General features: G+C 51.2%; 28 protein-coding genes and 1 pseudogene. 26 read left to right on the top strand and 3 right to left on the bottom strand.

Annotated elements, in window-relative coordinates; translation table 11 throughout:
* Positions 1–2: 2 nt before the first annotated feature.
* Positions 3–608 (top strand): annotated as a pseudogene (locus tag DFP94_RS04295) (ROK family protein); the annotation flags it as partial.
* Here DFP94_RS04295 and DFP94_RS04300 read toward each other — a convergent pair.
* Positions 601–1,713 (bottom strand): GNAT family N-acetyltransferase, encoded by a 1,113-nt coding sequence (locus DFP94_RS04300; RefSeq protein ID WP_114495176.1) that lies wholly within the window; start codon positions 1,711–1,713, stop codon positions 601–603. The pseudogene DFP94_RS04295 and the gene DFP94_RS04300 overlap by 8 nt on opposite strands.
* Positions 1,714–2,094: 381 nt before the next feature.
* On the opposite strand from DFP94_RS04300, the gene DFP94_RS04305 reads away from it, so the two are divergent.
* From DFP94_RS04305 to DFP94_RS04330, 6 genes are all read left to right on the top strand, one after another.
* Positions 2,095–2,688 (top strand): RNA polymerase sigma factor, encoded by a 594-nt coding sequence (locus tag DFP94_RS04305; RefSeq protein WP_114495177.1) that lies wholly within the window; start codon positions 2,095–2,097, stop codon positions 2,686–2,688.
* Positions 2,685–3,287, top strand: coding sequence for an anti-sigma factor (locus DFP94_RS04310; RefSeq protein WP_114495178.1), 603 nt, complete (start codon positions 2,685–2,687; stop codon positions 3,285–3,287). The genes DFP94_RS04305 and DFP94_RS04310 overlap by 4 nt, the downstream gene beginning before the upstream one ends.
* Before the next feature lie 122 nt (positions 3,288–3,409).
* The gene (locus DFP94_RS04315) at positions 3,410–4,009 is read left to right on the top strand and encodes a histidine phosphatase family protein (protein ID WP_114495179.1); all 600 of its coding nucleotides are present in this window, start codon (positions 3,410–3,412) and stop codon (positions 4,007–4,009) included.
* A 104-nt stretch (positions 4,010–4,113) separates the two neighbouring features.
* Entirely contained in the window at positions 4,114–5,202 is a 1,089-nt protein-coding gene (locus tag DFP94_RS04320; RefSeq protein ID WP_114495180.1) for a hypothetical protein, read from the top strand.
* 96 nt (positions 5,203–5,298) lie between these two features.
* Positions 5,299–5,805, top strand: a complete 507-nt coding sequence (locus tag DFP94_RS04325; RefSeq protein WP_114495181.1) for a gamma carbonic anhydrase family protein — start codon at positions 5,299–5,301, stop codon at positions 5,803–5,805.
* A 22-nt stretch (positions 5,806–5,827) separates the two neighbouring features.
* On the top strand, positions 5,828–6,010 hold the full coding sequence (locus DFP94_RS04330; RefSeq protein WP_114495182.1) for an IDEAL domain-containing protein: 183 nt from the start codon (positions 5,828–5,830) through the stop codon (positions 6,008–6,010).
* Positions 6,011–6,153: 143 nt separating this feature from the next.
* Here the strand turns inward: DFP94_RS04330 and DFP94_RS04335 are convergent, their stop codons facing one another.
* A complete protein-coding gene (locus DFP94_RS04335; RefSeq protein ID WP_114495183.1) occupies positions 6,154–7,425 on the bottom strand; it encodes an MFS transporter in 1,272 nt (423 codons plus the stop codon).
* A 72-nt stretch (positions 7,426–7,497) separates the two neighbouring features.
* Here DFP94_RS04335 and DFP94_RS04340 point away from each other — a divergent pair, with 72 nt between their 5' ends.
* The 6 genes from DFP94_RS04340 (at position 7,498) to DFP94_RS04365 (ending at position 11,982) form a co-directional block, all read left to right on the top strand.
* On the top strand, positions 7,498–7,929 hold the full coding sequence (locus DFP94_RS04340; protein WP_114495184.1) for a DUF2487 family protein: 432 nt from the start codon (positions 7,498–7,500) through the stop codon (positions 7,927–7,929).
* A gap of 176 nt (positions 7,930–8,105) precedes the next feature.
* On the top strand, positions 8,106–8,648 hold the full coding sequence (locus DFP94_RS04345) for a QcrA and Rieske domain-containing protein (RefSeq protein ID WP_114495185.1): 543 nt from the start codon (positions 8,106–8,108) through the stop codon (positions 8,646–8,648).
* A 16-nt stretch (positions 8,649–8,664) separates the two neighbouring features.
* Positions 8,665–9,336 (top strand): menaquinol-cytochrome c reductase cytochrome b subunit, encoded by a 672-nt coding sequence (qcrB, locus tag DFP94_RS04350; protein WP_114495186.1) that lies wholly within the window; start codon positions 8,665–8,667, stop codon positions 9,334–9,336.
* Between the two features lie 74 nt (positions 9,337–9,410).
* Positions 9,411–10,289 carry a menaquinol-cytochrome c reductase cytochrome b/c subunit gene (locus DFP94_RS04355; protein ID WP_114495187.1) on the top strand — a complete coding sequence of 293 codons (879 nt, stop codon included), beginning with the start codon at positions 9,411–9,413 and terminating at the stop codon, positions 10,287–10,289.
* A gap of 103 nt (positions 10,290–10,392) precedes the next feature.
* Positions 10,393–11,031, top strand: coding sequence for a DUF1405 domain-containing protein (locus DFP94_RS04360; protein WP_114495188.1), 639 nt, complete (start codon positions 10,393–10,395; stop codon positions 11,029–11,031).
* Between the two features lie 45 nt (positions 11,032–11,076).
* On the top strand, positions 11,077–11,982 hold the full coding sequence (locus DFP94_RS04365; RefSeq protein WP_245954470.1) for a sporulation protein YpjB: 906 nt from the start codon (positions 11,077–11,079) through the stop codon (positions 11,980–11,982).
* 107 nt (positions 11,983–12,089) lie between these two features.
* On the opposite strand, the gene DFP94_RS04370 is transcribed toward DFP94_RS04365, so the two are convergent.
* Positions 12,090–12,953 (bottom strand): YitT family protein, encoded by an 864-nt coding sequence (locus DFP94_RS04370; RefSeq protein ID WP_114495189.1) that lies wholly within the window; start codon positions 12,951–12,953, stop codon positions 12,090–12,092.
* A 144-nt stretch (positions 12,954–13,097) separates the two neighbouring features.
* Between DFP94_RS04370 and DFP94_RS04375 the strand changes: the two genes are divergently transcribed.
* From DFP94_RS04375 to dinG, 13 genes are all read left to right on the top strand, one after another.
* Positions 13,098–13,436 carry a nucleotide pyrophosphohydrolase gene (locus DFP94_RS04375; protein ID WP_114495190.1) on the top strand — a complete coding sequence of 113 codons (339 nt, stop codon included), beginning with the start codon at positions 13,098–13,100 and terminating at the stop codon, positions 13,434–13,436.
* Positions 13,437–13,493: 57 nt separating this feature from the next.
* Positions 13,494–14,027, top strand: a complete 534-nt coding sequence (locus DFP94_RS04380; RefSeq protein WP_114495191.1) for a tetratricopeptide repeat protein — start codon at positions 13,494–13,496, stop codon at positions 14,025–14,027.
* A 45-nt stretch (positions 14,028–14,072) separates the two neighbouring features.
* Positions 14,073–14,882 carry a 4-hydroxy-tetrahydrodipicolinate reductase gene (dapB, locus tag DFP94_RS04385; RefSeq protein WP_114495192.1) on the top strand — a complete coding sequence of 270 codons (810 nt, stop codon included), beginning with the start codon at positions 14,073–14,075 and terminating at the stop codon, positions 14,880–14,882.
* 15 nt (positions 14,883–14,897) lie between these two features.
* Positions 14,898–15,320: a methylglyoxal synthase gene (gene mgsA / locus DFP94_RS04390; RefSeq protein ID WP_114495193.1), complete on the top strand. Its 423-nt coding sequence runs from the start codon at positions 14,898–14,900 to the stop codon at positions 15,318–15,320.
* A complete protein-coding gene (gene bshB1, locus DFP94_RS04395) occupies positions 15,317–16,030 on the top strand; it encodes a bacillithiol biosynthesis deacetylase BshB1 (RefSeq protein ID WP_114495194.1) in 714 nt (237 codons plus the stop codon). The genes mgsA and bshB1 overlap by 4 nt, the downstream gene beginning before the upstream one ends.
* Positions 16,031–16,069: 39 nt before the next feature.
* Positions 16,070–17,230 carry an N-acetyl-alpha-D-glucosaminyl L-malate synthase BshA gene (bshA, locus tag DFP94_RS04400; protein ID WP_114495195.1) on the top strand — a complete coding sequence of 387 codons (1,161 nt, stop codon included), beginning with the start codon at positions 16,070–16,072 and terminating at the stop codon, positions 17,228–17,230.
* Positions 17,231–17,272: 42 nt separating this feature from the next.
* Entirely contained in the window at positions 17,273–18,601 is a 1,329-nt protein-coding gene (locus DFP94_RS04405) for a CCA tRNA nucleotidyltransferase (RefSeq protein WP_114495196.1), read from the top strand.
* Positions 18,588–19,559 carry a biotin--[acetyl-CoA-carboxylase] ligase gene (locus tag DFP94_RS04410; protein WP_425459225.1) on the top strand — a complete coding sequence of 324 codons (972 nt, stop codon included), beginning with the start codon at positions 18,588–18,590 and terminating at the stop codon, positions 19,557–19,559. Before DFP94_RS04405 ends, DFP94_RS04410 begins: the two co-directional genes overlap by 14 nt.
* A gap of 280 nt (positions 19,560–19,839) precedes the next feature.
* Positions 19,840–20,709: a 3-methyl-2-oxobutanoate hydroxymethyltransferase gene (panB, locus tag DFP94_RS04415; RefSeq protein ID WP_114495775.1), complete on the top strand. Its 870-nt coding sequence runs from the start codon at positions 19,840–19,842 to the stop codon at positions 20,707–20,709.
* A complete protein-coding gene (panC, locus tag DFP94_RS04420) occupies positions 20,706–21,611 on the top strand; it encodes a pantoate--beta-alanine ligase (protein ID WP_114495198.1) in 906 nt (301 codons plus the stop codon). The genes panB and panC overlap by 4 nt, the downstream gene beginning before the upstream one ends.
* Complete coding sequence (gene panD, locus DFP94_RS04425) at positions 21,604–21,987, top strand: aspartate 1-decarboxylase (RefSeq protein WP_114495199.1); 384 nt, start codon at positions 21,604–21,606, stop codon at positions 21,985–21,987. Before panC ends, panD begins: the two co-directional genes overlap by 8 nt.
* Positions 21,988–22,095: 108 nt before the next feature.
* On the top strand, positions 22,096–22,728 hold the full coding sequence (locus DFP94_RS04430; RefSeq protein ID WP_181873020.1) for a tetratricopeptide repeat protein: 633 nt from the start codon (positions 22,096–22,098) through the stop codon (positions 22,726–22,728).
* A gap of 203 nt (positions 22,729–22,931) precedes the next feature.
* Positions 22,932–25,790, top strand: a complete 2,859-nt coding sequence (gene dinG, locus DFP94_RS04435; protein ID WP_114495200.1) for an ATP-dependent DNA helicase DinG — start codon at positions 22,932–22,934, stop codon at positions 25,788–25,790.
* Positions 25,791–25,797 lie beyond the last annotated feature (7 nt).

Raw genomic sequence — 25,797 nt, forward strand, 5'->3', positions numbered from 1 at the left:
CTTCCATGAAGCGCGAGTTTGATGTGCCTTACGGCTGGGATACGGATGTAAACGCGGCTGCATTGGGAGCGGCAAAAGGTCTGGACAGCTGTGTTTATTACACGATCGGAACCGGGGGCGGAATAGGCATTGTGGCGGAAGGAAAAGCGATTCACGGGCTGGTCCATCCCGAAGGAGGACATATCCCGGTACGGCGTCATCCGGAGGATTCTTATCAAGGAAACTGTCCTTATCATCAGGACTGTCTGGAGGGAATGACTGCGGGACCGGCGCTGGAGAGGCGGTGGGGAGTACCGGGCAAAGAGCTGACGGACGGTCATCCGGCCTGGGCGCTGGAAGCTTATTATATCGGCCAGGCCGTTACCGCGACCGTGTTGACGCTTTCCCCGAAAAAAGTGATTTTGGGCGGCGGGGTCATGGGACAAAAACAGTTGTTTCCGCTGATTCATACCGAAGTGAAGCGGAACCTTCAGGGCTATGTCAGTGCACCGGAGTTGGGTGACGACATAGCACATTACATTGTCCCGCCCGGACTCGGAGAGAACGCCGGACTGAAAGGGGCGCTCGTCCTGGGGTTGAATGCTTTGAAGGATGCGGAGGTCAGATAAAATACAGGCCGTACATATACGGGAGCGGAAGTGCTATCCGCTCTTTCATTGCGTTCCGGCACACAGGGCTGTACGGATCAAAGAGCAGCGAACACAGTTCGGCGCTACCGTTGATCGGGAAGGTGCCCTCGGCAGTACGCAGCTCAAACCGTTCCTCCGCCAAACATGAAATGGTCGGCTTGTCCGTTTCTTCGCCATTCAGCCTCGCTTGGCGAATCAGGGCTGCGGTATCGGCAATCAGTACGGTTCCGGCATTGTTTTGGGTTTCCGGCTGAATTCCGGCCGCTTGTAAAATGCCGGAAACCGCGGTATCCTGCCAAGGCAAAACGGCCATAAGGTCATCAAGATGATAACCGGAAATAACATCGGCGATCAAACTCATTACCGCCTCCGGTTCTCCGGCCCACTCCAGCATCTGGCCGCTGCGGTGAGAACCCTCTTCCGAGGAAGCAGGGACCATAAACACTGCAGCAGCGGCGATGCCCCCCTCCGAAGATTCGGCGATCTTGATATGCTGCTCCTGGCCGGAAACGCCGGCGAACGGCCCCGAACCCACAAATTGTTGTAGCTCTTGTACGCTCCATTCGATAAAGGCAGTTTTTTGCGACAGCAAGGCATGCAGAGCAAAAATATCTTCCGCGATCATATCTCGGCTATGTAACTTTGTGCCTGATCCGGCAAGCGCTTGCGGCCCGATTTGATATTTGGCCGCCTGTCCGAATGCCAAGCTGCCCGCTCGGGTATATAGCGAACGGTCGCCCGAAATGAACAGCAGGGAGGCGCCGGCGCGTCGGGCGTGTTCCCGACACTGTTTGAGCAACTCCCCGGCGAGACCTAATCCGCGGAATTGGGGCTCGGTGCAAACGGCACCGACCGAAAAAGCGATCAGCCGGGCTGAGCCGGAAGAGATTACAAGCGGGACCAGGCCCATAAAAGAAACAAGGCGGCCTTCGCCGTCAAATGCCCCGTAGGAATGGCTTATTCCGGCCTGAAACAAGGTGGGGAAAAAAAACCCCATATCTTTTTGATTATCGCCGCAAAATACCGTATTAGCCAAAGCAACGGCTTGATTCAGTTCATTTTCCCGGACTCTTCTGATTTCCATTTCTCATCTTCCTTTTCGGTAAGTTCTCCACCTTATCATATATCAGAGCTTAAAAATGGAAAAGCAAGGCGTTGTGTCAGGAATATTTTTCAAAAATTTAAGATTCATCTTTCCTTTTTGATGGGTAGTGAAAAGCATGGACCTCCAAACAAGTCAAAAATTTGAAAATGAGAACACTGTTATTTTTTAATTCCTACTTTCATGCTATAATATGGAATGGTTGTTGTAACTAGGGCTTTTTGGATAGGTTTAAAGCAATATTTTAATCTTATTTTTTAATTTTGTTACATAGGCACCGCAACTTTTTGAATCCTGTTCGGTAATAATGATAAAAGAATCGAACGGGGAAGCGCTTGGATGGGCGAGGAGGATCGCACTCAGATGACGGATTCCCAAATGATTCGTGAGATTAAAGAAGGCAATACGGAGCTGTACTCGGAGCTGATGCGAAGATACCAGCGCAAAATATTGGCCTTTGTATACCACATGCTGAAGAGCGCTCATCTGGAGCTGCTCGCAGAAGATATATGCTCGGAAACGTTCTATAAAGCATTCCGCAGTTTGGATTCATTCCGCGAAGTGGACGCGTCTTTCTCCACCTGGTTGTACACCATCGCAAGGAACACCGTGCTCAGTGAACTCCGTAAGCAACGCAGTGCCAACGTCCCGTTGGAAGAAAGCGGATTTGTGCCGGTCGCCCCTAGCGATGCTGTCCCTGAGCAAGCTGTCTTGCGCAGCGAGAAAGTCGGTAAAGTCCGAGAAGCGATTAACAATTTGCCGGAAAAGCAGAGGTCCGCTCTTATTTTGCGTGAATATGACCAACTGGATTATCAGGAAATTGCCAGCATACTCGGACAGAGCGTCAGCGCAGTGAAGTCGCTGCTGTTCCGGGCGCGGAGTAGCGTTAAAAGTCAGCTTGAACCCTACTTTTATGAACCGATTTACGAGCATTACGAGGGGATGAAAAGCAGATGAATTGTAGAGAGGCCCAAGAATTGTTCGGATTGCTCCCGGATCTTCCGGAGCATCATCCACAGCGCAGAATGCTGGAATGGCATATTTTGGGCTGCGAGTCCTGCGCGGCTGAATACCATATTTGGAATGAAAGTCTGGACGCGGTTCAAGCACTGCCGATCGATGTAAGCGAGGAGCAGGCTGAAGCCGTCAACCGCAAAGTCATGGATCGAATTTATGCGGAATCGCCATGGTTGGCGCCGGATATCCGGGACAAAGGTTACTCCAGACGGATTCGCCGTCGCGTATCGATCTGGGCCGCCTGTTTTTTGGCCGTTTTCGTGTGCAGCACGCTGTTATTTGTTGTAGGCGGTTCGATGAAAGAGGATCAAGCTTACAAACCGACGACTGGGATTGTGCCTGCAGCGATGGCCGCTGCGGATACTAACGAAATGTCCCAAGATTTTGTTTTTGCGCTGCCGACCGTCTCGCGCGGAATCGTGGAGCCGTTCGTCGTTCAGTTAGGACCAGCATATCCCCAATATTGGATGCTTCTGTCGATGGCCGGGATGGCTCTCGCTTTGATCTCCTGGAAAGGAATCAGGCGTTATCGGAGATAATCTTTTTTTGCTACTGCCGAATCCAATCGCTCCCCCGCTTTCCAGCGGAGGGGCGTTTATTTATTTTAAACATGTTATAATGGAATTCCAAGAAATCGACATCAAGTTTAGGAGGGGGAAGTATGCTGGTAGGTTTAATACGTCATGGATTGACCGACTGGAACGCGGTGGGGAGGATCCAAGGGCAAAGCGATATTCCGTTAAATGAGGAAGGCCGCAGACAAGCCCGCCTGCTTGCTTCGCGGCTGCAAGGAGATCGGGAACATAAATGGGATTTTGTCGTTACTAGCGGTCTGATGCGTGCAGAGGAGACAGGGAAAATCATCGCGGATGAACTGGACATCCCTCTTCTGGATCCGGATCACCGAATCAAGGAGAGAGCCTTCGGACAAGTGGAAGGCATGACGGCGCTCGAAAGAGAAAGTAAATGGGGCCAGGACTGGAATTTGCTTGAGCTCGGCCAGGAAAAGGACGAGGATATTCGTAAGCGGGCGCTTGCTTTTCTTGAGGAACTGGGAGAAAAGTATGGAGACAGCAACGTGCTGGTCGTAACTCACGGCGGATTGCTGGCCCAGTTGTTTACTGCCCTGTACCAGGATCAATGCACTCAACGGATCGGTAATTTGTCGCTGACCATTCTTGAAAAATCAGAGATGGAATGGGGACTACGGCTTTACAATTGTACCCGTCACTTGGAAGAGATGATCGAAGAAACCAAGTGATTTTTCCCGAGTAATCCGGCATGCAGCCGGGTTGCTTTTTTTTGTGCCCGAATAAATATTGAAAAAAATCCCATAATGGTAGTAAAACGGCGAGGCGGTATGATATGAATCTGGCGGATATGCTTACTTTTGCCGACATCGGACAGCTCAGCAGAATAGCAAACCACTACCAATGCGAATGCAACGGGAATTCCAAACATGAATTGATTCAATCCATCCTGCAGACGATCGGGAGAAGAGAGTTTGTTGAACGCCATGTGGAGGGAATGAGTTTGGAAGATTTGCGGTTTCTAAACGGACTGATCTTCGACGGACGCCGCCAATTCAGTTTGGAAGAATTAATCGCTTGTGCCCAGCAGTCGCGTTTTACGGAAGACGCCAGAGAACGGGAAAGCCCGAGAGACGTCATCTCCAGGTTTAGACAACGGGGGTGGCTGTTTCAGGGAATGACCCACAACACACGTTATTTGTTTGAAGTGCCCGAAGATTTGAAGCGGCGTTTCCGGGAGGCCATGGAGCATCGCTTCAAAGCGGAAGTTGTTATCGCCGGAGGGGAGCCGGCCATGTACCGGGAAGAACCGGATCTGCTGTCTGAGGACCTGATCTTGTTCCTGCGCTATGTGCAGGAGCATGAGATTCCTCTGAACAACGAAGGAGTGATGTATCGCCGGAATCAGTTGCAGATTTTGGAGAAGCTGCACATTTCCGAACCGCTTGTCGGAAAAGGCTGGCGCTTTGGTTATGGCCGTCGCTTTAAGGACTATCCCAACCGTTTAGCTCTATTGTACGACTATGCCAGCCATGGCAAGTGGATTCGCGAAGATGTGGATCGGTTATGCTTGACGGCGGCGGGTGAATTTTTTTTGGAAGAAGAAAGGCGCGAGCCGATGATGCATTTCGTCAGCTTTTGGTTAAGACTTTATAAAGGGCCAATCCCTAACTTACTCTCTTTGATGTATTGGATAGAACGCTGCTCCAGAGAGTGGGTAACGACATCTTCCCTGTATACCAGGATGTCGTCCCTGATCAAGCCCTTTTTCTACGATTCGCCCGAATCCATATTTGAAGAACGCATTTTAGTAATGATGCTTCATTTGGGAATGGTGCGGCTCGGAGAAGACGGTCAGGGAGAAAGGTACGTGCAGACGACTCCGTTTGGAAAGTCCGCAGTACATAAGCTGCTCAAGGTTTGAAAAATCCGGTTGGAGGACGTTGACAACCGACGCCAGGATTGTTAAAATCACTCCCAATTAAGGTAGCAGTTCAAAAACCATGGGAGAGTGGTTAGCATGTTGCTTGGATACCAAGGTAAGTTGCCTGTGCTCAATAATTCGGTGTTTGTTGCGGACGGAGCCAAGCTAATCGGCGATGTCAAAGTTGGTCCTGATTCGAGTATCTGGTACAATGCCGTACTTCGCGGAGACTTGGCAGGGATTGTCATCGGGGATCGCAGCAACATCCAGGATGGAGTGATCGGGCATGTTAATACGGGTCAGCCGCTAATCGTGAGTCATGATGTTTCGGTAGGCCATGGTGCCATCATTCATGGCTGCACGATAGGCCAAGGCACATTAATCGGCATGGGGGCGATCGTCTTAAACGGCGCCGAGATCGGTGAATATGCTTTAGTAGGAGCAGGTTCTCTCGTTACGGAAAATAAGAAAATTCCACCCTATACTCTTTCCTTGGGTTCACCGGCCAGAGTCGTTCGCGAACTGACCGAAGAGGATCTGCTGCGGATGAAAGTGACGGCGGAAAGCTATGTAGCGAAGGGAAAAGAATATAGGATCTCTTAACAAAGGGTTGGAGGTGCATCCTATGGATCAGATGAAGGTTACTTATGAAGCAATGCTCAGTTTGGCGGCGGAGATGGTATGGGACGAGGCGTTACGCAGACATCGGTCGGAGCAGATATACAGCGAGATCGACAACGCTCTGGCACAAGGCGATGAGCTGGCCTTCCGGCTTCTAACGGATGAACTGAAGACATTGGAAAAATAAAGGAGCTGTCCCAAATGGGTAATGCCGGATGAGCCAGACTCAAATTCAGAACGAAAAGGCCTCCAAAACCACCTTGAAAGTGGAGTTAGAGGCCTTTATTTTGATTTGAAATTCGACTGAAGTGGGAGCTGAAAAGGGTTGGATTAATCGAATTTTCGGATCGAAGGTATCAGAAGGATGAACAGGATCGTTAACATCCCCAGCCCGGAAAAGAGCGCAATCGTCTGCGTTCCGCCAATTAAATCCGCCAGCCAACCGACTAAAATATAACCGATAGGCAACAACGCGAACGATCCGAGCATATCCAGGCTGGAAACCCGGCCGAAAGCTTCTGTAGGTACAAGCTCCTGAAGGCTTGTTTCCCAGATTAATCCGAAAATCATGATGCCAAAGCCTTCAAGGGCAAACAGCAAACATAAGCCGATTGCGGACGGAGTAAATGCCATGAGAAACAGAGCCAAACCGCTTAGTAAGGCCCCGCCGTAGGCAAGCAAGCCGCGTCGTCGCCAATGGCTGCGAGCGCCGAACGTTAGTCCTGCCAGGATCGCGCCCGCCCCGGAACAAGTAACGGCCACACCATAGACATAAGGGCTCATCTCCAAATGAACTTTAAATAGCCACGGAATCAGAACGATCACAAGTCCGCTGTAACAAATATTGATGAACGAAAAAGCGAGGATGGTAATCCAGAGCCAGGGATTGCTCTTTAATATGCTCAAGCCTTCCATGAAATCACCTTTGACATCGGTTCCTTGCTTGATTTCCTTTTTGTGGAATGGAATCAGCTTGCGCAGAAAATACAGGCATCCGAAAGAGGCGACATAAGTCAGTGCGTCGAGGGTGATTCCCCAACCTGCGGACAGAAAGGTCACCAGTAAACCGCCAAGAGAAGGACCTATAAGCCGTACGGCCTGGTTACTGATCTGTGTCAAGGCGTTGGCGGAATTTCGGATTTCCGGAGTGAACACAACGGCGCGAGTCGCAGCGTAAGCCGGCTGAAACAGTCCGTCCATCATGCCGTACACGGCAACCAGTGCAAACAGGATCCCGATGGACAGGCCGTCGGCAAATAAAAGAGCCGCCATGGCCGTCATCAGCAAGAAGCGGGCTGCATCCGTAAACAGCATGATATTGGTCCGGTTGTAGCGGTCCACGATCCATCCGGACACCGGCAGCATCAAAATATTCGGAAGTGTGTATGTAGCCATTATAAAGCCCATGATCGTCGTTGATCCGGTTATCGTATATACGACGACCGGTAAAATAATCATCGTAACCGAGCTGCCTAGAACAGAAATCAGCTGTCCGAGCCACAGATAAGGAAAGGGTCGCGATTGCCGGAAGGGAGCGGCGAACTGATTAAAAAATTTAAAACGGGATGTAGCCGGGGTTGGTGACGGTGTTTCAATCTCCATAAAAAGGGGTTCCTCCATCAGCAGGTTTTTCTATATATTATATAGGTAAAGAGGACTGGAGGGGAATGTTTTATGAAATTCAGTGAAGTGGAACCGGGGACCTGGGAAGAATTGCGTCCTTATTTGGATACTTGCCTTATCCCAGTGACAGGACTAACCGGGACGGAGCAGCCGTATGAAGTAGTCGCTGCCTTGGAAAGGCTAAGGGATATCATGGATTGGGTGGAGTTGCCTTTCCAGGGGAGAATTGTTACCTATCCTTCATTTCAATACGGAAAAGAAGAGATATCGCATCAAATCAATGAAGTTTGTCACAATGTTAAACAATCGGGATTTGCTTTTGCCATCGTGATCTCTGGGGGCGTGGAACTGGGGCCTGACTTACTGCCGGATGCTGATTTAGTGGTCACCCCGGGTCGTTTTGATGTAGCAGGCGGAGTAACGGCAAACCAGAGGGTGAGAGAAGAAATCCAACGAATGTGGCAAGGCGGAAGCAAGGGGTAAATGTGACAATTTATTGACAGTTTCAAACGGTCAACCTCCCGGGTCGTGGAAAAGATGTGTCAAATTCTTGACGCTCTCAAAAGGCTAATATATTATTAATATGTCTTATACATTACTGTGATTATTGTCATTGAAAATGGAGAAAGAATTGGCTGGCAAAGGGGGTTGAAGACAGTATGAGCAATCAGCACGAAGAGCATGAGGCATCGCATAAAACGCCCGTACGTAAGGAAATGTCCCGTCGGCAGTTTCTTACATATACATTGGGAGGCGCTACCGCTTTTATGGCAGCCGGAGTGACACTTCCGATGGTTCGTTTTGCCGTGGATCCAATTCTGCAAAAAAAAGGTGAAGGCGCTTTTGTAAAAGTGGTCGAGATCAGCAAGATTACAAGCGAGCCGCAGGAATTTACATTTGAACTGAAGCAGCAGGACGGTTGGTACTTAAGTACGGCGAACCTTACAGCCTGGGTCCGTAAAGACGAGAGCGGGAAAATTTATGCGCTTTCACCAATCTGTAAACACTTGGGTTGTACGATCGGATGGAACAACGACAAAAACTATCCGGATGAATATCACTGTCCGTGCCATGGGGCGCATTATACGAAAGAAGGCAAGCAGCTTGCCGTTGCGTCCAAACCGCTCGACGAATACAAGGTGATGCTGAAGGACGATTGGGTTTATTTGGGCGAAATTATTCCGAATACCATCGTGAAATAAGGAGGCGTAGATTCAGATGTTTAAAAATGTATACGACTGGATTGACGAACGTCTTGATATCACGCCGATCTGGAGGGATGTCGCCGATCATGAAGTACCGGAACACGTCAATCCGGCGCATCACTTCTCGGCATTCGTGTACTGCTTCGGCGGCTTGACGTTCTTTATCACGGTCATCCAGATATTATCGGGTATGTTCCTGACGATGTATTACGTTCCCGACATCATTAACGCTTACAATAGCGTAGAGTATTTGCAAACCCAGGTTGCTTTCGGGCAAATCGTACGCGGTATGCATCACTGGGGAGCGAGTCTGGTTATCGTAATGATGTTCCTGCATACGCTGCGCGTGTTCTTCACAGGGTCTTACAAAGCACCGCGTGAAATGAACTGGGTCGTGGGTATGCTCATCTTTTTTGTAATGATCGGACTGGGGTTGACGGGGTATCTGCTTCCTTGGGATAACAAGGCTTACTTCGCGACCAAGGTTACTTTGGAAATCGCCAACTCGATTCCTGTATTGGGCCCGGTGATCAAAGAACTGCTGCAGGGCGGTACGATTGTGGGCGCCGAGACGCTTACCCGTTTCTTCGCCATCCATGTGTTCTTCCTTCCTGCCGTGTTGTTGATCCTTTTGGTGGGACACTTCATTATGATCCGCAGACAAGGGATTTCCGGTCCGTTGTAAGAATCTTTGCAGGTTAGCAACGACCGGACTAATGTCACGGATGATATCGACAAATTGAGAAGGGAGGCAATACTATGGCTCATGGAGACAAATCGAAACAGGAGAAAGTCGTATTTGTCGGCGATTCCCGTGTCCGTAAAGGTAACGGGTTCATTACACCTCCCGACTATACGGCTTATCCGGGCAAATCGGAGGCCTTCATCCCAAACTTTCTGCTTAAGGAATGGATGGTAGGGGTTGTCGTTCTCGTCGGCTTTCTGGTATTGACGATTTCGGAACCGGCGCCGCTCGGTTTTCCGGCCAATCCCAGCGCCTCGGTCATTCCGATGCCGGACTGGTACTTCCTGTTCTTGTACCAATATCTGAAATACCCTTATGCTTCCGGTGATTTTGTTGTTCTGGGTACGCTCGGCATTCCCACGGTGGCCTTCGGCGGCTTGCTGCTGGCACCGTTTCTGGACCGGGGGAAAGAGCGGCGGTTCTATAAGCGTCCGATCGCTTCAACCCTGATGTTCCTTTCGCTGATTTCCCTGGTGTACCTGACGAATTTTGCCTGGACGCATTACAAGCACGAACTGGAGGCGACCGGAACGGAGCCGGAGCATATCCAACGCGAGGAAAAGGCGAGGGAGAACCGGGAAAAGGGGTTACCGACTTCGAGCGGGACCAAGCAGGAAGAAGTGGCGATCGTGGACAAGGATGATCCGGCTATGGAAACTTACAAGACTGCGACCTGTATTTCCTGTCATGCGGCCGATCTGAAAGGTGCGGGCGGTCCGTCGCTGCGAGGCGTCGGCGACAAGCATGATAAAGAAGCTATCCTTTCCATTATTAAGGAAGGCTACAACGGCAAGATGCCGCCGGTGTACGACACGGCCATTAGCGCAGGTTTGACCGATCAAGACATTGACCACCTGGCCGAATGGCTTGCGAAACAAAAAGCGGAACAGTAAAATAGGATTAAATGAAAACCTGATCGTTGCGGCGGTCAGGTTTTTGCTAATTTGGAATCGTATTTAGAGAGTCTGATTTTACATAAGGAAAAGGGGTAGAGGCTTGAAATTGTCTTTCTTCTGGAGCCGCTCGTTTTTATCCTCCCGGCTACTGCTTTGGTCATTATTTATTTGCAATCTATTCGGCACGATTTACGGATACATATGGTACGAAAGTCAATTGCGGGAAACCTGGGTGCATCATCCGAAATGGCAGCTGGTTTTTGTGCCTGACAGCCCAACGGCAAGCCTGTTTTTTACTTTGGCCTTATTGTTCTTAATGTTTCCGGGGGTCCTTGGAAAATTGAATTTCTTACGTACGCTGATTGAGGGCCTCGCTGTAGTCACCAGCGTAAAGTACGGCGTTTGGGCGGTCTCTATGATCTTTGCCGGGGCGGCGCAAGGGGGAGAATTGGTTTGGCAGGACTGGATGCTGGTGGCTTCGCATATGGCGATGGCCGTGGAAGCGCTCTTGTTCGTCCGCCTGTTCAAATTCGGGACGGGCATGCTGCTATGCGCGGGGGCATGGACACTGCTAAACGACGCTGTCGATTACATGTTTGAAGTATATCCGTGGCTTCCGCAAACGCTATGGGACAATGTCCCGGAAGTGATGGTGTTTACGTTCTGCCTGACCATTGCCAGCGTGGTTCTGGGTTGGCTGGCACTGAAAGGTGCGAAAAGAACAAGAGCGAAGTTCTAACCGTGGACAGCCCGCCATACCATGGTGGTAGGGAGGGGATTGTCCGTGGATATATGGAAAGGAAAGTGGATGTTGTCCGCGTTCTTGGGTATGGCGGTTCTGCTCGGCGGATGGCTATTGTTGGATGGCGGCCTGGCTGAAGCCGCAGCTTCCGGGCCTTCGAAGCAAGGCGCGCAAGCGCCGGAACAGGAGCCTGCGGAGAAACTGGCCTTGTTTGAGAAAGCGGCGGAAGACTTGTATCGCGATATGCAGGACGGAGATACGCAGGGAGCCCTGCAGAATATGGTGAGGCTGACGGAGGCCCTGGAAGGTCTCTCCTTCAAAGGACTAACCTCCGTGGAAGGGATTCATGCCTTGGCCGAGAGCATCATGGATGTCCGGGAAACGATCTCCAGCGTGGAAATTTCCCGGGATGATTGGGCCTCGTCGTCCGCTCGGCTCCGGCTTGCGGTGAACAGTCTCGCTCATCAGGATCATCCGCTTTGGCTGCAATATTACAAAGTGATGGCCGATGATTTGGAGAAGATGGGAAGAGGACGGAGTGAAGGGAGTCCTGTCTTGGTCAGAGAGGCTTTTTTATCCCTGAAAAATCATTACTCGATGATCCGGCCGGCGGCGGTCATCCGCAGGGACCCTTCGGAAATCAACCGGTTTGATTCCTGGATGTCGTATGCCGACAGGCTTAGCCAGGATAAAGTGTGGGATGAACAGTCCGTGAACAAGGCGGTTCGCCAAGGTGACAGATTGCTTAAAGCGCTGTTTGGCCGAAAAGTCGAAGAGCCCGTTTTTTTGCCGATTACGGGATATGGCGGTCCGTGGTACTGGGGCCTATTGATCGGCGGCTGGATCGTGCTGGCGCTGGCCTATACGGGGCTCCGCAAATACCGCGCCGATCAAACCGTGACACCGGTTCGTGCCGGTAAAGACAGGGTCGATAGTTACAGATTTTGAATCCGCCTTCCTTAATAGATAAACGCCTGAAAAGTTCCGTTAAAGGACGCTCCAGGCGTTTTTGTTTTGATCTTACTATAACTGGAAGGCTAATATAAACTAGGCGCCTAATCCTCTCTAAAGCCTTCTCCGTGGACGTCATGCACATCGCTGATGATGATAAACGCCCGCGGATCGACGGATTTGGCGATTTCATTGAGCCGTCTGATCTCCTGCCGGGAAACGACGCAATAAGCCATGTGCTTGGCTTGCTTGGAGTAGGCCCCGATTGCCGGAATGAGCGTTACTCCCCGATCCATATCGCGCGTAATAATATCCGCGATTTGCGGAGCGTGGTCGCTGATGATCATAAACGCTTTGGCTGCATAGGCACCCTCTTGAATGAAATCGATCATTTTGGAGGCGATGAATACGGCTACGAGCGTGTACAGGATATTTTCTGTGGCCACATAAAACAGGGAGAGCCCGATGATGATAATATCGATGGTCAGAATGACCTGTCCCATACTGAATCCGAATTTACGGCCGAGAATGCGTGCGACGATGTCGGATCCGCCCGTCGTTCCGCCGAAGCGGAAAACGATGCCCAGACCGGCTCCAAGCGTCACGCCGGCATACAAAGACGCAAGAATATAGTCGGTTTCAAACGTCTTGATCCAGCCGGAATCGATCATTTTTTCAAAAATCCAGAGAAAGAAGGACAGTGAACCGATTCCGATTCCCGTATAAATGATTTGACGTCCGCCGAGAATTTTCCAGCCCAGCAGAAATAGTGGGATGTTCAGGACTAGGTTCGAAAGCGAAGGGGATATGCCAAAGGCATATTTAAGCAAAATCGTAACCCCGGTAACGCCACCCTCCATCAATTGATTGGGTATAATAAAATAAAGAAGCCCAAAAGCATATATGGCCGTCCCCAAAAGAATAGGCAGCACCATCTTCATATAGCCTGCAAGTTTACCAGTGTTCATTCAATAATCCCTCACCCGTTAATTGTATATTGATTTTTGAGCATTACACCTTAGTATACCTTTTTCTGGGGTGATTAAAAAACCATTTGTTTTCAATTCTTCTTTACGATAACATAGGGATGATACTTGAGCACAAACGGAGGGATGGCCTTGAAGGAGAAGTCTCTCGCCGAGTTGCAGCGTGAAGTGGACCAGTACATATCCCAGTTTAAAGAAGGTTACTTCAGTCCGCTTGCCATGTTAGCCCGGATGAGCGAGGAAGTCGGCGAATTGGCCCGGGAAGTGAATCATTCTTATGGAGAGAAGCCGAAGAAGGCCGGAGAAGCCGATAATTCGATTGAGTTGGAATTGGGCGATATCTTGTTCATTACGATCTGCTTCGCCAACTCACTTGGTATTGATTTGACAGCGGCGCACGATAACGTAATGCATAAATTCAATACACGCGACGCGAACCGCTGGACCAAAAAGGACACCGAATAAGTCCCAGCTTCATATGCTGTAGTAATAACGGCCCATCGACAGGGGGGGGGACAGCAGATGAAGGCGGAGGATTATTTAAAAAAGGCGTACCGGAGCATTTACGAAAATGATTTTGAACAGGCCATCCAGTGGTTTGAGCAGGCGCTAACCCTCGAGCCGGACAATGGGGATATCCACTACCGTTGTTCCATCACCTGCGCCAGAAGCAACAGGCTGGAGAAAGCGATGGCTCATGCCCGTCTGGCAGCGGCAATTGCTCCATTACAGGAAGAATATAAGCTTCATTTTGACCGGTTGCAATCCAAAGAGCTGACCAATATGGCCAAGCGGCTGCTGGAGGGCGATTCGGCCGAAAGCTCGGTGAATAAATCGAAGATAGCGGAACCTGCATCCAGGCTGCTGGTACGAGCGGTGCAATTAGACCCGTTGTCGGTGGAAGCGCAGGTTTGGCTGGCCATTGCTTATGCCGAATTGGAACAGTATGAATCGGCGCTACAAGCCGTACGCGAAGCGGCTGTGTTGCCACAGGATGAAGGAGTCGCCAAACAGCTGCTGGAGTTGGAGCAAAAAATCAGGAAATATATGAAGTAGTTTAATTTTAGTAATATTATTTCTAGAGAATATGGAGGGATCCGGATGGGTGAACAGATTAGAGTTGCCGTCGCAGGAGCCGCGGGCAGAATGGGTAAAGAAGTAGTGAAAATGGTTCTGGAGGACCCGGATCTTTCTTTGGTAGCCGCGATCGGCCAACCCGATGACGAGGGGATTGACGCAGGTGCGCTGGTAGGGCTTCGCAATTGTGGTGTCCAGTTAACCAGTGACCTGGAACTTGCACTAGTCGAGAGCAAACCGCAGGTCATGGTTGATTTCACGACCCCTGCATCCGCCTATGACAATACCGCGTTGGCGATTAAACACGGGGTGGCTCCGGTGGTCGGGACTACCGGGTTTACGACGGAGCAAATCGAGCTTCTGGACAAGCACTGCAATGATAAAGGCATTGGCGGACTGATCGCACCGAATTTCTCGATCGGCGCCATTCTGATGATGAAATTTGCGGCTCAGGCAGCCAAATATTTTCCGCACCTTGAAATTATTGAATATCATGGCGACCAAAAGCTGGATGCTCCTTCGGGTACCGCGATCAAAACCGCGGAATTGATTGCCATGAACCGCGAGGAATTGCGACAGGGGAACCCGCAGGAAGAAGAGACGATCGAAGGTTCGAGAGGCGGTTATTACAACGGTTTTCGGATACACAGCGTCCGACTTCCGGGTGTTTTTGCCCAGCAGGAGGTTGTTTTCGGCGGTTTTGGACAGACGCTTAAAATCCGTCACGACTCATATGAACGTGCGGGTTATATGCCCGGTGTCAATCTTGCGATTAAAAAGGTGCTTGAATATAAAGGAATGATCTACGGGTTCGACCATTTTGTGGATGGATAGAGGGAGACTAATCTTATGTTGAATATCGCTTTTATTGCCCATGACCGTAAGAAGGAAGACATCGTTAATTTCGTCATTGCCTATGAGCATGTTTTCAAAGATAAAATACTGTACTCCACGGGAACAACAGGGCTTCGGATCATGGAAGCTACGGAGCTGAAAATCCACCGTTTTCTGTCGGGTCCGCTTGGCGGCGACCAGCAAATCGGTTCCCTGATCGCCCAAAACGAAATGGATCTCGTTCTGTTTTTTCGTGATCCGCTGATGGCACAGCCGCATGAGCCGGACATTACGGCCCTGCTTCGCCTATGCGACGTGCACGGAATACCGGTGGCCACGAACCTGGCAACGGCGGAAATATTGGTCCGTGCGCTGGACCGCGGCGACTTCGCGTGGCGGGAGCTGGTGGAACAGAACAAACCGGGGCTGGGTCAATGAGCAAGAAATTAGATATTCTGATTTTTGGAGCCCACGCCGATGATGCAGAGATCGGCATGGCGGGTACGATCGCCAAGCAGGTGGCAGACGGAAGCCGAGTGGGTCTCTGCGACCTGACGGAAGCCGAGCTTTCTTCCAACGGTAATGTCCAACTGCGTAAGCAGGAAGCGGCAGCCGCGGGAGACGTGCTGGGAATCAGTCTTCGGTTGAACCTGGGGTTGCCAGACCGGGGCTTGTACGGAACGCCGGAGCAAGTCGCGGCAGTGACCGAAGTTATCCGTGATTATGAGCCGTCGGTGATTTTTGCTCCTTATTGGGAAGACCGTCATCCGGATCATGTTGCTTGCAGCAAACTTGTGGAAGAAGCGGCATTCAACGCCAAGCTTCGCAGATATATGCCGGACAAGCCTGCGGTTCAAGCGCCGGATTTATATTTTTATTTTATTAACGATTGGAAGACGCCGGATCTGCTGGTGGACGTAACGGATTATTATTACAGCAAGGAAGCGGCCCTGGGCTGTTATCGCTCGCAGTTTGGACAGGCTTCGGCAGGAGAAGACGTGGCTCTTACCCCGCTGAATCAAGGATATATCGAGCGCGTCAAAGCCAGGGATGCCTTACTCGGACAGCGCAAACTGATCCCTTATGCGGAAGGTTTCGCGGTAAAGACTCCTTATCTCGTAAATCTATTCGGGTCCAGTCGCATATAAAACTATACAGGAACAGAACTAAAGGAGGCCCCCCACCAAATGGACCCATTTTTAAAAATAGGAATCACCTGCTATCCGTCACTGGGCGGCTCGGGGGTTGTTGCTACCGAACTCGGCAAGCAGCTTGCGGAGAAAGGGCATGAGGTGCATTTTATTTCGCACAGCGTTCCTTTCCGGCTAGGCAGCTTCCACAAAAACATTATGTATCACGAAGTTGAGGTCAGCGATTACTATGTGTTCCGGTATCCTCCCTACGATCTGTCCCTGGCGACCAAAATGGCCCAGGTGGCCAAAGCGCAGGAACTGGATATTTTGCATGTTCATTATGCCGTGCCTCATGCGGTATGCGCGTTTTTGGCCAAACAGATGGTCGGGGACAATTTAAAGATCGTTACGACGCTGCATGGGACGGATATTACGGTTCTGGCCCAGGATGAGTCGCTTAAGGACCTGATTCGGCTGGCCATTAACGAAAGCGATGCCGTTACTTCGGTATCCCTGGATTTGATGAGGGAGACCCGCGAGGTACTCGATATTTCGCGCGATATTGATTTGACCTACAATTTTGTGGACGGACGGGAATATTATCCCCGTGACAACTGCAGCTGCCGTAATGATTTTGCAGATCCCGGGGAGAAAGTGCTGATGCATATTTCCAACTTCCGGCCGGTGAAGCGTGTCAGCGACGTCGTTGACGTATTTAAAAAGGTGAATGACCAGATACCATCACGCCTGTTGTTTGTCGGTGAAGGACCGGATTTGCCGAAGATCCAGTGGAAAATCAAAGAAATGGGACTTGGCGACCGCGTTCATTTCCTCGGCAAACAGGATGATATCGCCCAGGTGATCTCGATGGCAGATATATTGCTGCTTCCTTCCGAGAAGGAAAGCTTCGGTCTGGTGGCGCTGGAGGCGATGGCTTGCGGTGTACCGACCGTAGGATCGGTGGCGGGAGGGATTCCCGAGCTTGTGGCTCATGGGGAGACCGGATTTTTGGCTCCGATCGGGGATATTGAAAAAATGGCGGAATACTGCATTAGCCTTTTGAGTCAGCCGGAACTAGCGAGCCGCGTTCGCGAAGCTTGTCTGAAGCGGGCGAAGGGCGAGTTCAGCAGTGAAATCATTACTTCCGCTTACGAAGCAATTTATTATCGTGTCTTAAACCGGAAACTGCCGCATCTTAAACCAGCCTGCGGTTAAAACGTTAGGTTATTGCGAGAGTCAAAGTTGGAGGATCGGAACATGAGTCCTTGGAAAATGGTAGACCCCCTGATGCGATGTCAGGGGGAAAAGGTGCTCCTGCGCTTGCTGGAAAGCGGGTACCAGGCTTACTTTGTAGGAGGATGCGTACGGGATGAATTGATGGGTAGACCGGTCCACGACATGGACATAGCGACCTCGGCTAAGCCGGAGGACGTAATCGCCTTGTTCGAGCGGAGTGTTCCGACCGGAATTCAACACGGGACGGTCACGGTATTGTTGGAAAACCATGCTTTTGAAGTGACAACCTTTCGCAAAGAAGCGGATTATGAAGATCACCGCCGGCCTACCAGCGTGGAGTTTGTTGAAGGGATCGTCGAAGACCTGCGCCGCCGGGATTTCACCATGAATGCCATTGCCGGCGACGTGGGAGGACGGCTTATCGATCCTTTCGACGGGCAAGCGGATATTAAGGCCAAAGTGATTCGCTGTGTCGGCAGCGCTCCGGATCGATTCAACGAGGATGCGCTGCGTATGATGCGGGGGATCCGCTTTGCGTCCGTGTTCGCCTTTCGGCCGGTGAAAAGTTTATGGTCAGCGCTGCGGTCCGGCAGATCCAAAATTTCTTTCATCGCCATGGAACGGATTCGGGTGGAACTGGAAAAAATGGTGTTGGGCCCGAATCCTGTCCGTGGCCTAGCGTTATTGCAGCGAAGCGGATTGCTGGACTATGTAAAAGCTCCCGTGCCGAAAGCGGCCTCGGCATCTTTGCCGGATGAGCGGTTGACTCTGCTAAAGGCGATTGAACTTGTCAGGCCGGACACGCCGGAAATCAAATGGTCTTTGCTATTGAAGGCGCTGGAGGTGCCGGGGGAAGAGGCTGCGGGGCTTATGAAGATGTGGACCTTTTCCAATGCGGTAGGACAAGGAACCGCTGATCTGATTCGGTTTGACGAGGCTTGGAGGAAAGCCAGAATGGGACCGAATCAAGAGGATTCGAAGGCGCTCCGCCGAAAATGGATTGAGCTGCAGCTTTCCTTCGGCAAAGGGATTGCCGCTGGATGGATTGAACGCCAAGAAGTTCTGCAGCGGGCAGGCATCAAGCCTTCTCCTCTCCGAGATCACGGAACTGCGCTTTCCTTCGAGCTGGAAGAAGCCGAATGGCATGACGAGCCCGTCGTACATACGCTACAGGAATTAGCGGTCACCGGCGGGGACGTGATGCGGTATACAGACAAAAAAGGCGGCCCATGGCTAGGTGAACTGATGAACGCGATGCTGTTCAAGGTCGCCGCCGGAGAATGGCCGAATGACAAAGAAACGCTGCTGGAGCAAGCGAAAGTTGTGGTGAATGAACATGGAGCATCATAGATTGCTGGAAATATTGCAGCGGCAGTCGGGAACGTATATTTCGGGTGAGGAGATCAGTAAGGCGCTGTCGATCAGCCGGACGGCGGTTTGGAAACAGATCAACAAGCTGCGCGAGGAAGGCTATGAATTCGAGGCCGTTTCCCGCAAAGGATACCGTCTTATGAGCTCGCCGGACAAATTGCAGGCTCATGACGTGCTGGACCGGCTGCAAACCCGTACCTTCGGCAGACAGCTTAAGCTTCTTGGTGTGACTTCCTCGACTCAGGAGGAAGCGCGCCGTCTTGCGGAGGAGGGAGCACCTTCCGGTACGCTGGTTGTCGCGGAGGAGCAAACCGGTGGGCGTGGGCGCCAGGGAAAGAAATGGTTCTCCCCTCCCTATAAAGGAATCTGGATGAGCCTGCTTTTGCGGCCGCAGCGTCCATTGTCGTTCGCTCCGCAACTGACCCTGCTGACCGCCGTAGCCGTTTGCCGTGCCGTTAGAAAGGTTAGCGGGGTTGATGCCGGCATCAAATGGCCCAATGACCTGCTGGCTAACGGCAAGAAAATCTGCGGCATCCTGATCGAATCTGCCGGTGAGGACGAAAGGATCAAGTACTGCATCATCGGTATCGGGATCGACGTTAATGTGGACCGTGACGAAATGCCCGCCGCACTCCACGATATTGCGACCTCGCTTAAAATGGAGAGCGGGCAAGCCCAGAACCGGGCGGAACTGATCGCAGCGGTATTGGACGAGTTGGAACTCCTTTATGCCTTGTATGAGGAAGAGGGATTCGCGCCGATCCGGCATTTATGGGAGGCGTTATCCGTAACGTTGGGCAGACGAGTCGCCGTCAAGACGGCCCAAAGAGACGTGAACGGTACGGCTGAAGCGTTAGATGAATCCGGAGCATTGGTTGTACTGGACGACAGCGGGAAAAAGATCATGATCTTTTCTGGCGATGTACAACTTACATGATGAAATCCGTGACATAATTTGTTATACTGTCCTCATGAGGCGATATCGTTTGTTCGAATTGCACTCATGAGGGCACAATATAGCTTAGTTTGTTTTTGCAATAGGGTTTCCACGGGTGACGTTGGATTCTGCTCTGAGCCGAAGAGGACCGAGACAGAAAGAACGAGCGACAGTGACTCTTCTTTGATTTCGGACCTTTTTAGTGCCTAAACTAAAAGGTTTTTTTGTCGTGTCCGCTAGTGTGACTATCGGCAGGAAGCCAGAGGAGATGGAGAAAAGAATGGCTGCTAAACATGCTTTGAACATTGTAAAGATGAAAAAAATGAAACGGGAAGGCGAACCGCTTACGATGATTACCGCCTACGATTATCCTTCGGCCAAGCTGGCGGAGGAAGCGGGTATCGATGTGCTGCTGGTCGGCGATTCGCTCGGGAATGTGATGCTGGGCTATGACACCACGATTCCGGTGACGACCGAGGATATCGTTTATCATACCCGGGCGGTTGCCCGGGCAGCGCAACATACGTTCATCGTGGCCGACTTGCCCTTTATGACATATCACGGAAGTATTGATGAAACGTTGCGGACCGTTCGGCGGATTATGCAGGAGGGACACGCCCATGCGGTGAAAATGGAAGGCGGCGCCGAGATCGCTCCGACGGTTGAAGCCATCGTCCGGGCCGGCGTGCCGGTGCTTGGACATATCGGATTAACGCCGCAGTCGGTCAATCAGATCGGAGGTTACCGGATTCAAGGTAAAGACGAGGCGGATGCCCGGCGGCTCTTGGAAGATGCCAAGGAGCTGGAACGCGCCGGGGTGTTCGGAATCGTCCTGGAACTTGTAACAGAGGAAGTAGCCGGAGCCATCACGGCCGAAATTTCCGTACCGACGATCGGCATCGGCGCAGGTCGCAAGGTGGACGGTCAAGTATTGGTATTCCATGATGTGCTGAAGTATGCTTCGGATTACCGCGAGAAAAGGTTCGTCAAAACCTATGCCGACATCGGTTCCCAAATCCGCACGGGAATTTCGGATTATGTGAGCGAAGTGAAGAGCAAGGCGTTTCCTGAAGAAAAACATGTATTTGCCGCTGAAGACGGCGTACTCGATAATTTATACGGCAAAGGGAAGGTGGAATCCCGGTCATGAACGTTTTCAGGGAGATCAGGGAGCTAAAGGAATTTTTGAAATCCGAGCGGGTCAGAGCCGCTAAAGAAAGAAAATTTCCGAAGACAGGGCTTGTTCCGACCATGGGGTTTTTGCATGAAGGGCATGCCAGTTTGCTGCGGCGGGCACGGCAGGAGAACGATATCGTAGTACTCAGCATTTTCGTGAATCCGATCCAGTTTGGACCGAACGAGGATTTTGAGCGCTACCCTCGCGATGAAGAAAAGGATTTGTCGCTTGCGGAACGCGAAGGCGTCGACGTTGTGTTTTTGCCGAGTGTTGAAGATATGTATCCTCAGCCCACAGCGACCAAAATCAGAGTGGAGGGGTTGACGGATCGGCTATGCGGCGCTTCGCGGCCGGGGCACTTTGACGGAGTGACTACCGTCGTGGGGAAATTGCTCCATATCGTGCAACCGACCAACGCTTATTTCGGACAAAAGGATGCCCAGCAGGCGGCCGTGATTGCGCAAATGGTGCAGGATCTCAATTTCGATGCCGTCATCGTGCCTTGTCCTATCATCCGCGAAAGTGATGGACTCGCGCTCAGTTCGCGCAACGTGTATCTGAACCCTGACGAGCGTAAGGCAGCATTAGTACTCTCAAGGAGCCTGCTGGAGCTTGAGGCGAAAGTGGAGGCCGGAGAGAACATTAAAGCCGGCGATGCCCGCCGGACGCTGGTTCAGTCCATACATGCCGAACCCCTGGCTGTCATTGATTACGTAGAGATTGTTCATTTTCCAGGATTGAAACCGGTTGAAGAAATTGAAAATATCAAGGACGCGAAAGGACCGGTTTTGATCGCGCTGGCGGTAAAATTCGGAACTACGCGATTGATCGATAACGTAATTTTGACGAAGAAGGGAGAGGCGCTCCATGTATAGAACGATGATGAAATCGAAAATTCACCGTGCGACCGTAACGGAGGCGAATTTAAACTATGTCGGCAGCATTACGATTGATGAAAGCTTGATGGAATCGGCCGACCTGCTTGAAAATGAAAAGGTACAGATCGTGAACAACAATAACGGTGCACGTTTGGAAACGTATGTGATTCCGGGACCGCGCGGCAGCGGCGTAATTTGCCTTAACGGAGCCGCAGCCCGACTTGTGCAGCCGGGGGATAATGTGATCATTATTTCCTACGCGCAGATGTCGCCCGAAGAATTGAGGAGCCATAAGCCGACCGTTGTTTTCGTGGACGAGAACAATCGCCCGGTCGAACTGGCCAATCAGGAGCTCCACGCGACGGTGCGCTAATCCCGCCCGCTTATGCAATTAATGGCTTCGGGAATGAAAACCCCGCCCCTAACAAAAAATGAACGTAAGGCTCGCACTGATTTCATTTTCGTTAAGGGTGGGATGCGGATGATGTTTCAGCATGTATTTGCGGAAATGAATGATATGTTGGATGAAATCATTACTTTATACCCCGTTGCCCAAGGCGCACAAAAGCAGGACCTCGCAAAAAAATGGCACTTGCTCAAGCATATGAGCGACGGCATGATTGAGGAATGGCTTAATTTCGAAGAAAAAATGGGCGATTTCCGTCAGAGTTGGTCAAATCCGGATAACGCAAAGAATGTAGAGCTTCCTGAGATGGACTGTGATGCCTTTGTCAAAGGTCAGGGTTATTACAAGCTGTTGATGTTTTCCCAGGGGATGGCCCAGTTTAAGCTCGCACTGGATCAATTTCCGGAAAGTCTGATGGCCCGTACTTATTTGGCGATGTGCCATATGCATCTGGAGCAATACGGCGAAGCCGTGCCTCATTTTTGGCGGGTCCTGGAAGGAACCGGAAGCAAACGTCTGCGTTCGATCATTTATAATGCATTAGGTTGCATCGAGGCGCAGAAAGGCATTCGCGCCAAGGCGAAAGAATATTTTACGCTGGCCCATCACCACGATCCTTCGCTGGCCGAGCCTCTGGCGAATTTGGAAGCATGCATGCGAAGCTCCGGAAAGCTTCAGTATGGAAATGAGTTGACGTCGCTTTTGTGATGTGAATTAGCCAAGTCATGGGTGAACTGTTGGTTGAACGGCAAGAATTCAAGTGAGCGATGCTTGTCCCGCTAAAGCCGGGGCGCATCGCTTTTTATTTTCTCGCTAATTTTGGAGGATAACCAGTATCCGGTACAATTTTCAAAACGGCGTTCTTCTGTTATGCTGTAAAAGAGACTGGAACGAAAGGGACTTTGAAATTCATGAAATATGCCGTACTCGATTTTGAAACGACGGGTAACCAGTCCTCTGATGAAATCATTCAAGTAGGGCTTGCGATTATAGATGAAGATATGAAGGTATCCCGGGTTTACAGTTCCTATGTGAAACCTGGAGTACCCATTCCTCCGTTTATTACGGGGCTTACGGGAATAACGGAAGACGACGTCAGAGATGCGCCGGAACTGGATGAAGTCATGATGGAGATGGTTCCGCTGCTTGATGATGCCGTTCTAGTCGGCCATAACGTAGCGTTCGACTTCAATTTTTTGCAGAGTGCGCTGGACAAGACCGGCTACCTGCCCTTTACCGGACGTATTCTCGATACGATGGATTTTTTGAAAATATTTTTTCCTTCGCTGACCACCTACCAGTTAGGGCTTGTCGCTTCCGAATTCGGCGTGGAGCATGACCGGCCCCATCAGGCGGACAGCGATGCTTTGGCGACCGCGCTTATTTTTCTGAAATGTCACGAAGAACTGGCCGATTTGCCGCTGCTTGTGCTGCAGCGATTGTCGGATTTGTTTGCCGGAGAAGACAATGACCTGGGCTGGTTCTTTGACGCCATGCTACAGGAAAGGGAGCGCGAAGCCGATCAAAATCCGGATGGCTATACGTACTACCGGCAGTTTGCGCTGCAGGTGGAGGACTGGATGGATATTGATCCGCCCAGAAACTCCATGCTGGGCAACCCTTTGCGCGAGATATCTTTCGAACAATTTATGGAGCAGGTTAGGGAGCGGCTGCGGGCCAAATTGCCGGAATACGAGGAACGCGAAGCGCAGAACCTGATGTTGGGCGAAGTGACGCGCGCCTTCGAAGAGGATAAGCACTTGCTGATCGAAGCGGGGACCGGAACCGGTAAATCGCTTGGCTATTTGTTGCCGGCTATTTATCATAGTGTGAAACAGGATGAAAAAGTGATGGTCAGCACGCATACGATCAACCTCCAGGAGCAACTGAGGGAAAGGGATGTGCCCCTGTTGACGGAAGTGATTCCTTTTCCGTTTCGCGCGGCGGTATTCAAGGGAAGGCAACACTATTTGTGTTTACGCAAATTTGAACATAAAATTAATAGAAGAGACTTTGCAACACCTAAAGAAGAGGTGATGACGGCCGCTCAGATGATCGTGTGGCTGGCTCAAACGGAGACGGGGGATGACGAGGAGCTAAACCTCGGAAACCGCGGCGGAGATTTTTGGGAAACGGTGGCCAGCGAGTCCGATTCCTGTCTTGGCCGCTCTTGCCCGTGGTTCCGTAAATGTTATTACCACAAGGCCAAGCATGAAGCCGGCGTAGCCGATGTGGTCATCACGAACCATTCCAAGCTATTTACCGATATACAGGCCGGTCATCAGCTACTGCCGGGTTATGAACGCCTCGTAATCGACGAGGCGCATCATTTGGAAGAAGTGGCAGGCAAACATCTTGGGCTTCAAATGAAATATTTTACGGTCGTTCATACGCTGACCCGGTTATTCAAGGACAGCAAAACCGGGCAATTTCCGAATTTGCGCATGATTCTGCAACAGTCGGGGAGCGAAAAATCGGCGGAGTGGTGTTCGATCATCGATGGATTATACCCTTCGCTGATCGAAGTAAAGGACGATTGGGATCGGCTGGCTGAACAATTGTTCACCTTGATGCCGGAACGGAGCGACGCGGCATCGGGTGATCCGGGGCAGTTTGTGCTGCGGCTTCTGCCGCAGAAGAAGCCGAAGGCTTGGGATGCGCTCGCCGCACTCGAGAATCAAATTCACGTAACGCTCGGTGACGTCCTTCGCAAAGGGGAGCGCCTGCTCAATGAACTGAGGGAGGACGACAACGATTACGGATCCGAGAGCCTGATGACCGACATCAGCGGATTGCTTAAAGATTTGGGAAGTGAACGCGATGCTCTGCGTTTCTTTATAAAGCTTGAAGATCCGGGCACGGTCTATTGGATCGAAGGCAACGGCAATTACCGTAGCCGCTCGCTGCAAATTTTCGCCGTACCGATCGACGTGAGCGCCCAATTGAAGGGATACTTCTTCGACAAGAAGAAAAGCGTAGTGATGACTTCGGCGACATTGTCGGTCGATAAATCGTTCCAGTATATGATCGAGCAGCTTGGACTGGGAGAAGCTGCGGCAGAGGATAAGCTGATTACTTCGTTGCTGCCTTCGCCGTTTAATTACCGGGATCAGGCGCTGCTGGTTATTCCAAGGGATTTCCCAAGCGTCAAGGGCAGCGTCGGTGATGATCATTTCGTGAGTACCCTGGTGAAATCCCTCGCTGACACGGCGATCGTCACCAAGGGGCGCATGCTGGTTCTGTTCACTTCATATCGGATGTTAAGACAGGTTTACGATCCTTTGAAGGAGCTATTGGCCACCGAAGGGATCACCGTGATCGGGCAGGGGATGGACAGCGGAAGCCGGACCAAGCTGACCCGCCGCTTCCAGGGCCAAAACGCCTCCGTGCTGCTCGGAACCAGCAGTTTTTGGGAAGGGGTGGATATTCCCGGAGAGGCTCTTACAAGCCTCGCTATCGTCCGTCTGCCTTTCCAGCCGCCCAACCATCCGCTCGTGGAAGCGAAGAGCGAACGGCTTCAGCAGGAGAAGAAAAACCCGTTCATGAAGCTGTCCGTTCCGCAGGCCGTCATCCGTTTCAAGCAAGGCTTCGGACGGCTCGTGCGATCTTCTCAGGACCGCGGCATCGTGGTTGTTTACGATACACGCATCTTGGAATCTTACTACGGGAAATACTTTTTATATTCTTTGCCCGGACCGAAAATGGAGCATATGCCGCTCGGACAGATGGTTCCTCGAATTTCGGAATGGCTGAACGCAGATGAACAATAATTGTTCT

Origin of the sequence: Fontibacillus phaseoli, assembly GCF_003337355.1 — a bacterium.
Taxonomy (GTDB): domain Bacteria; phylum Bacillota; class Bacilli; order Paenibacillales; family Paenibacillaceae; genus Fontibacillus; species Fontibacillus phaseoli.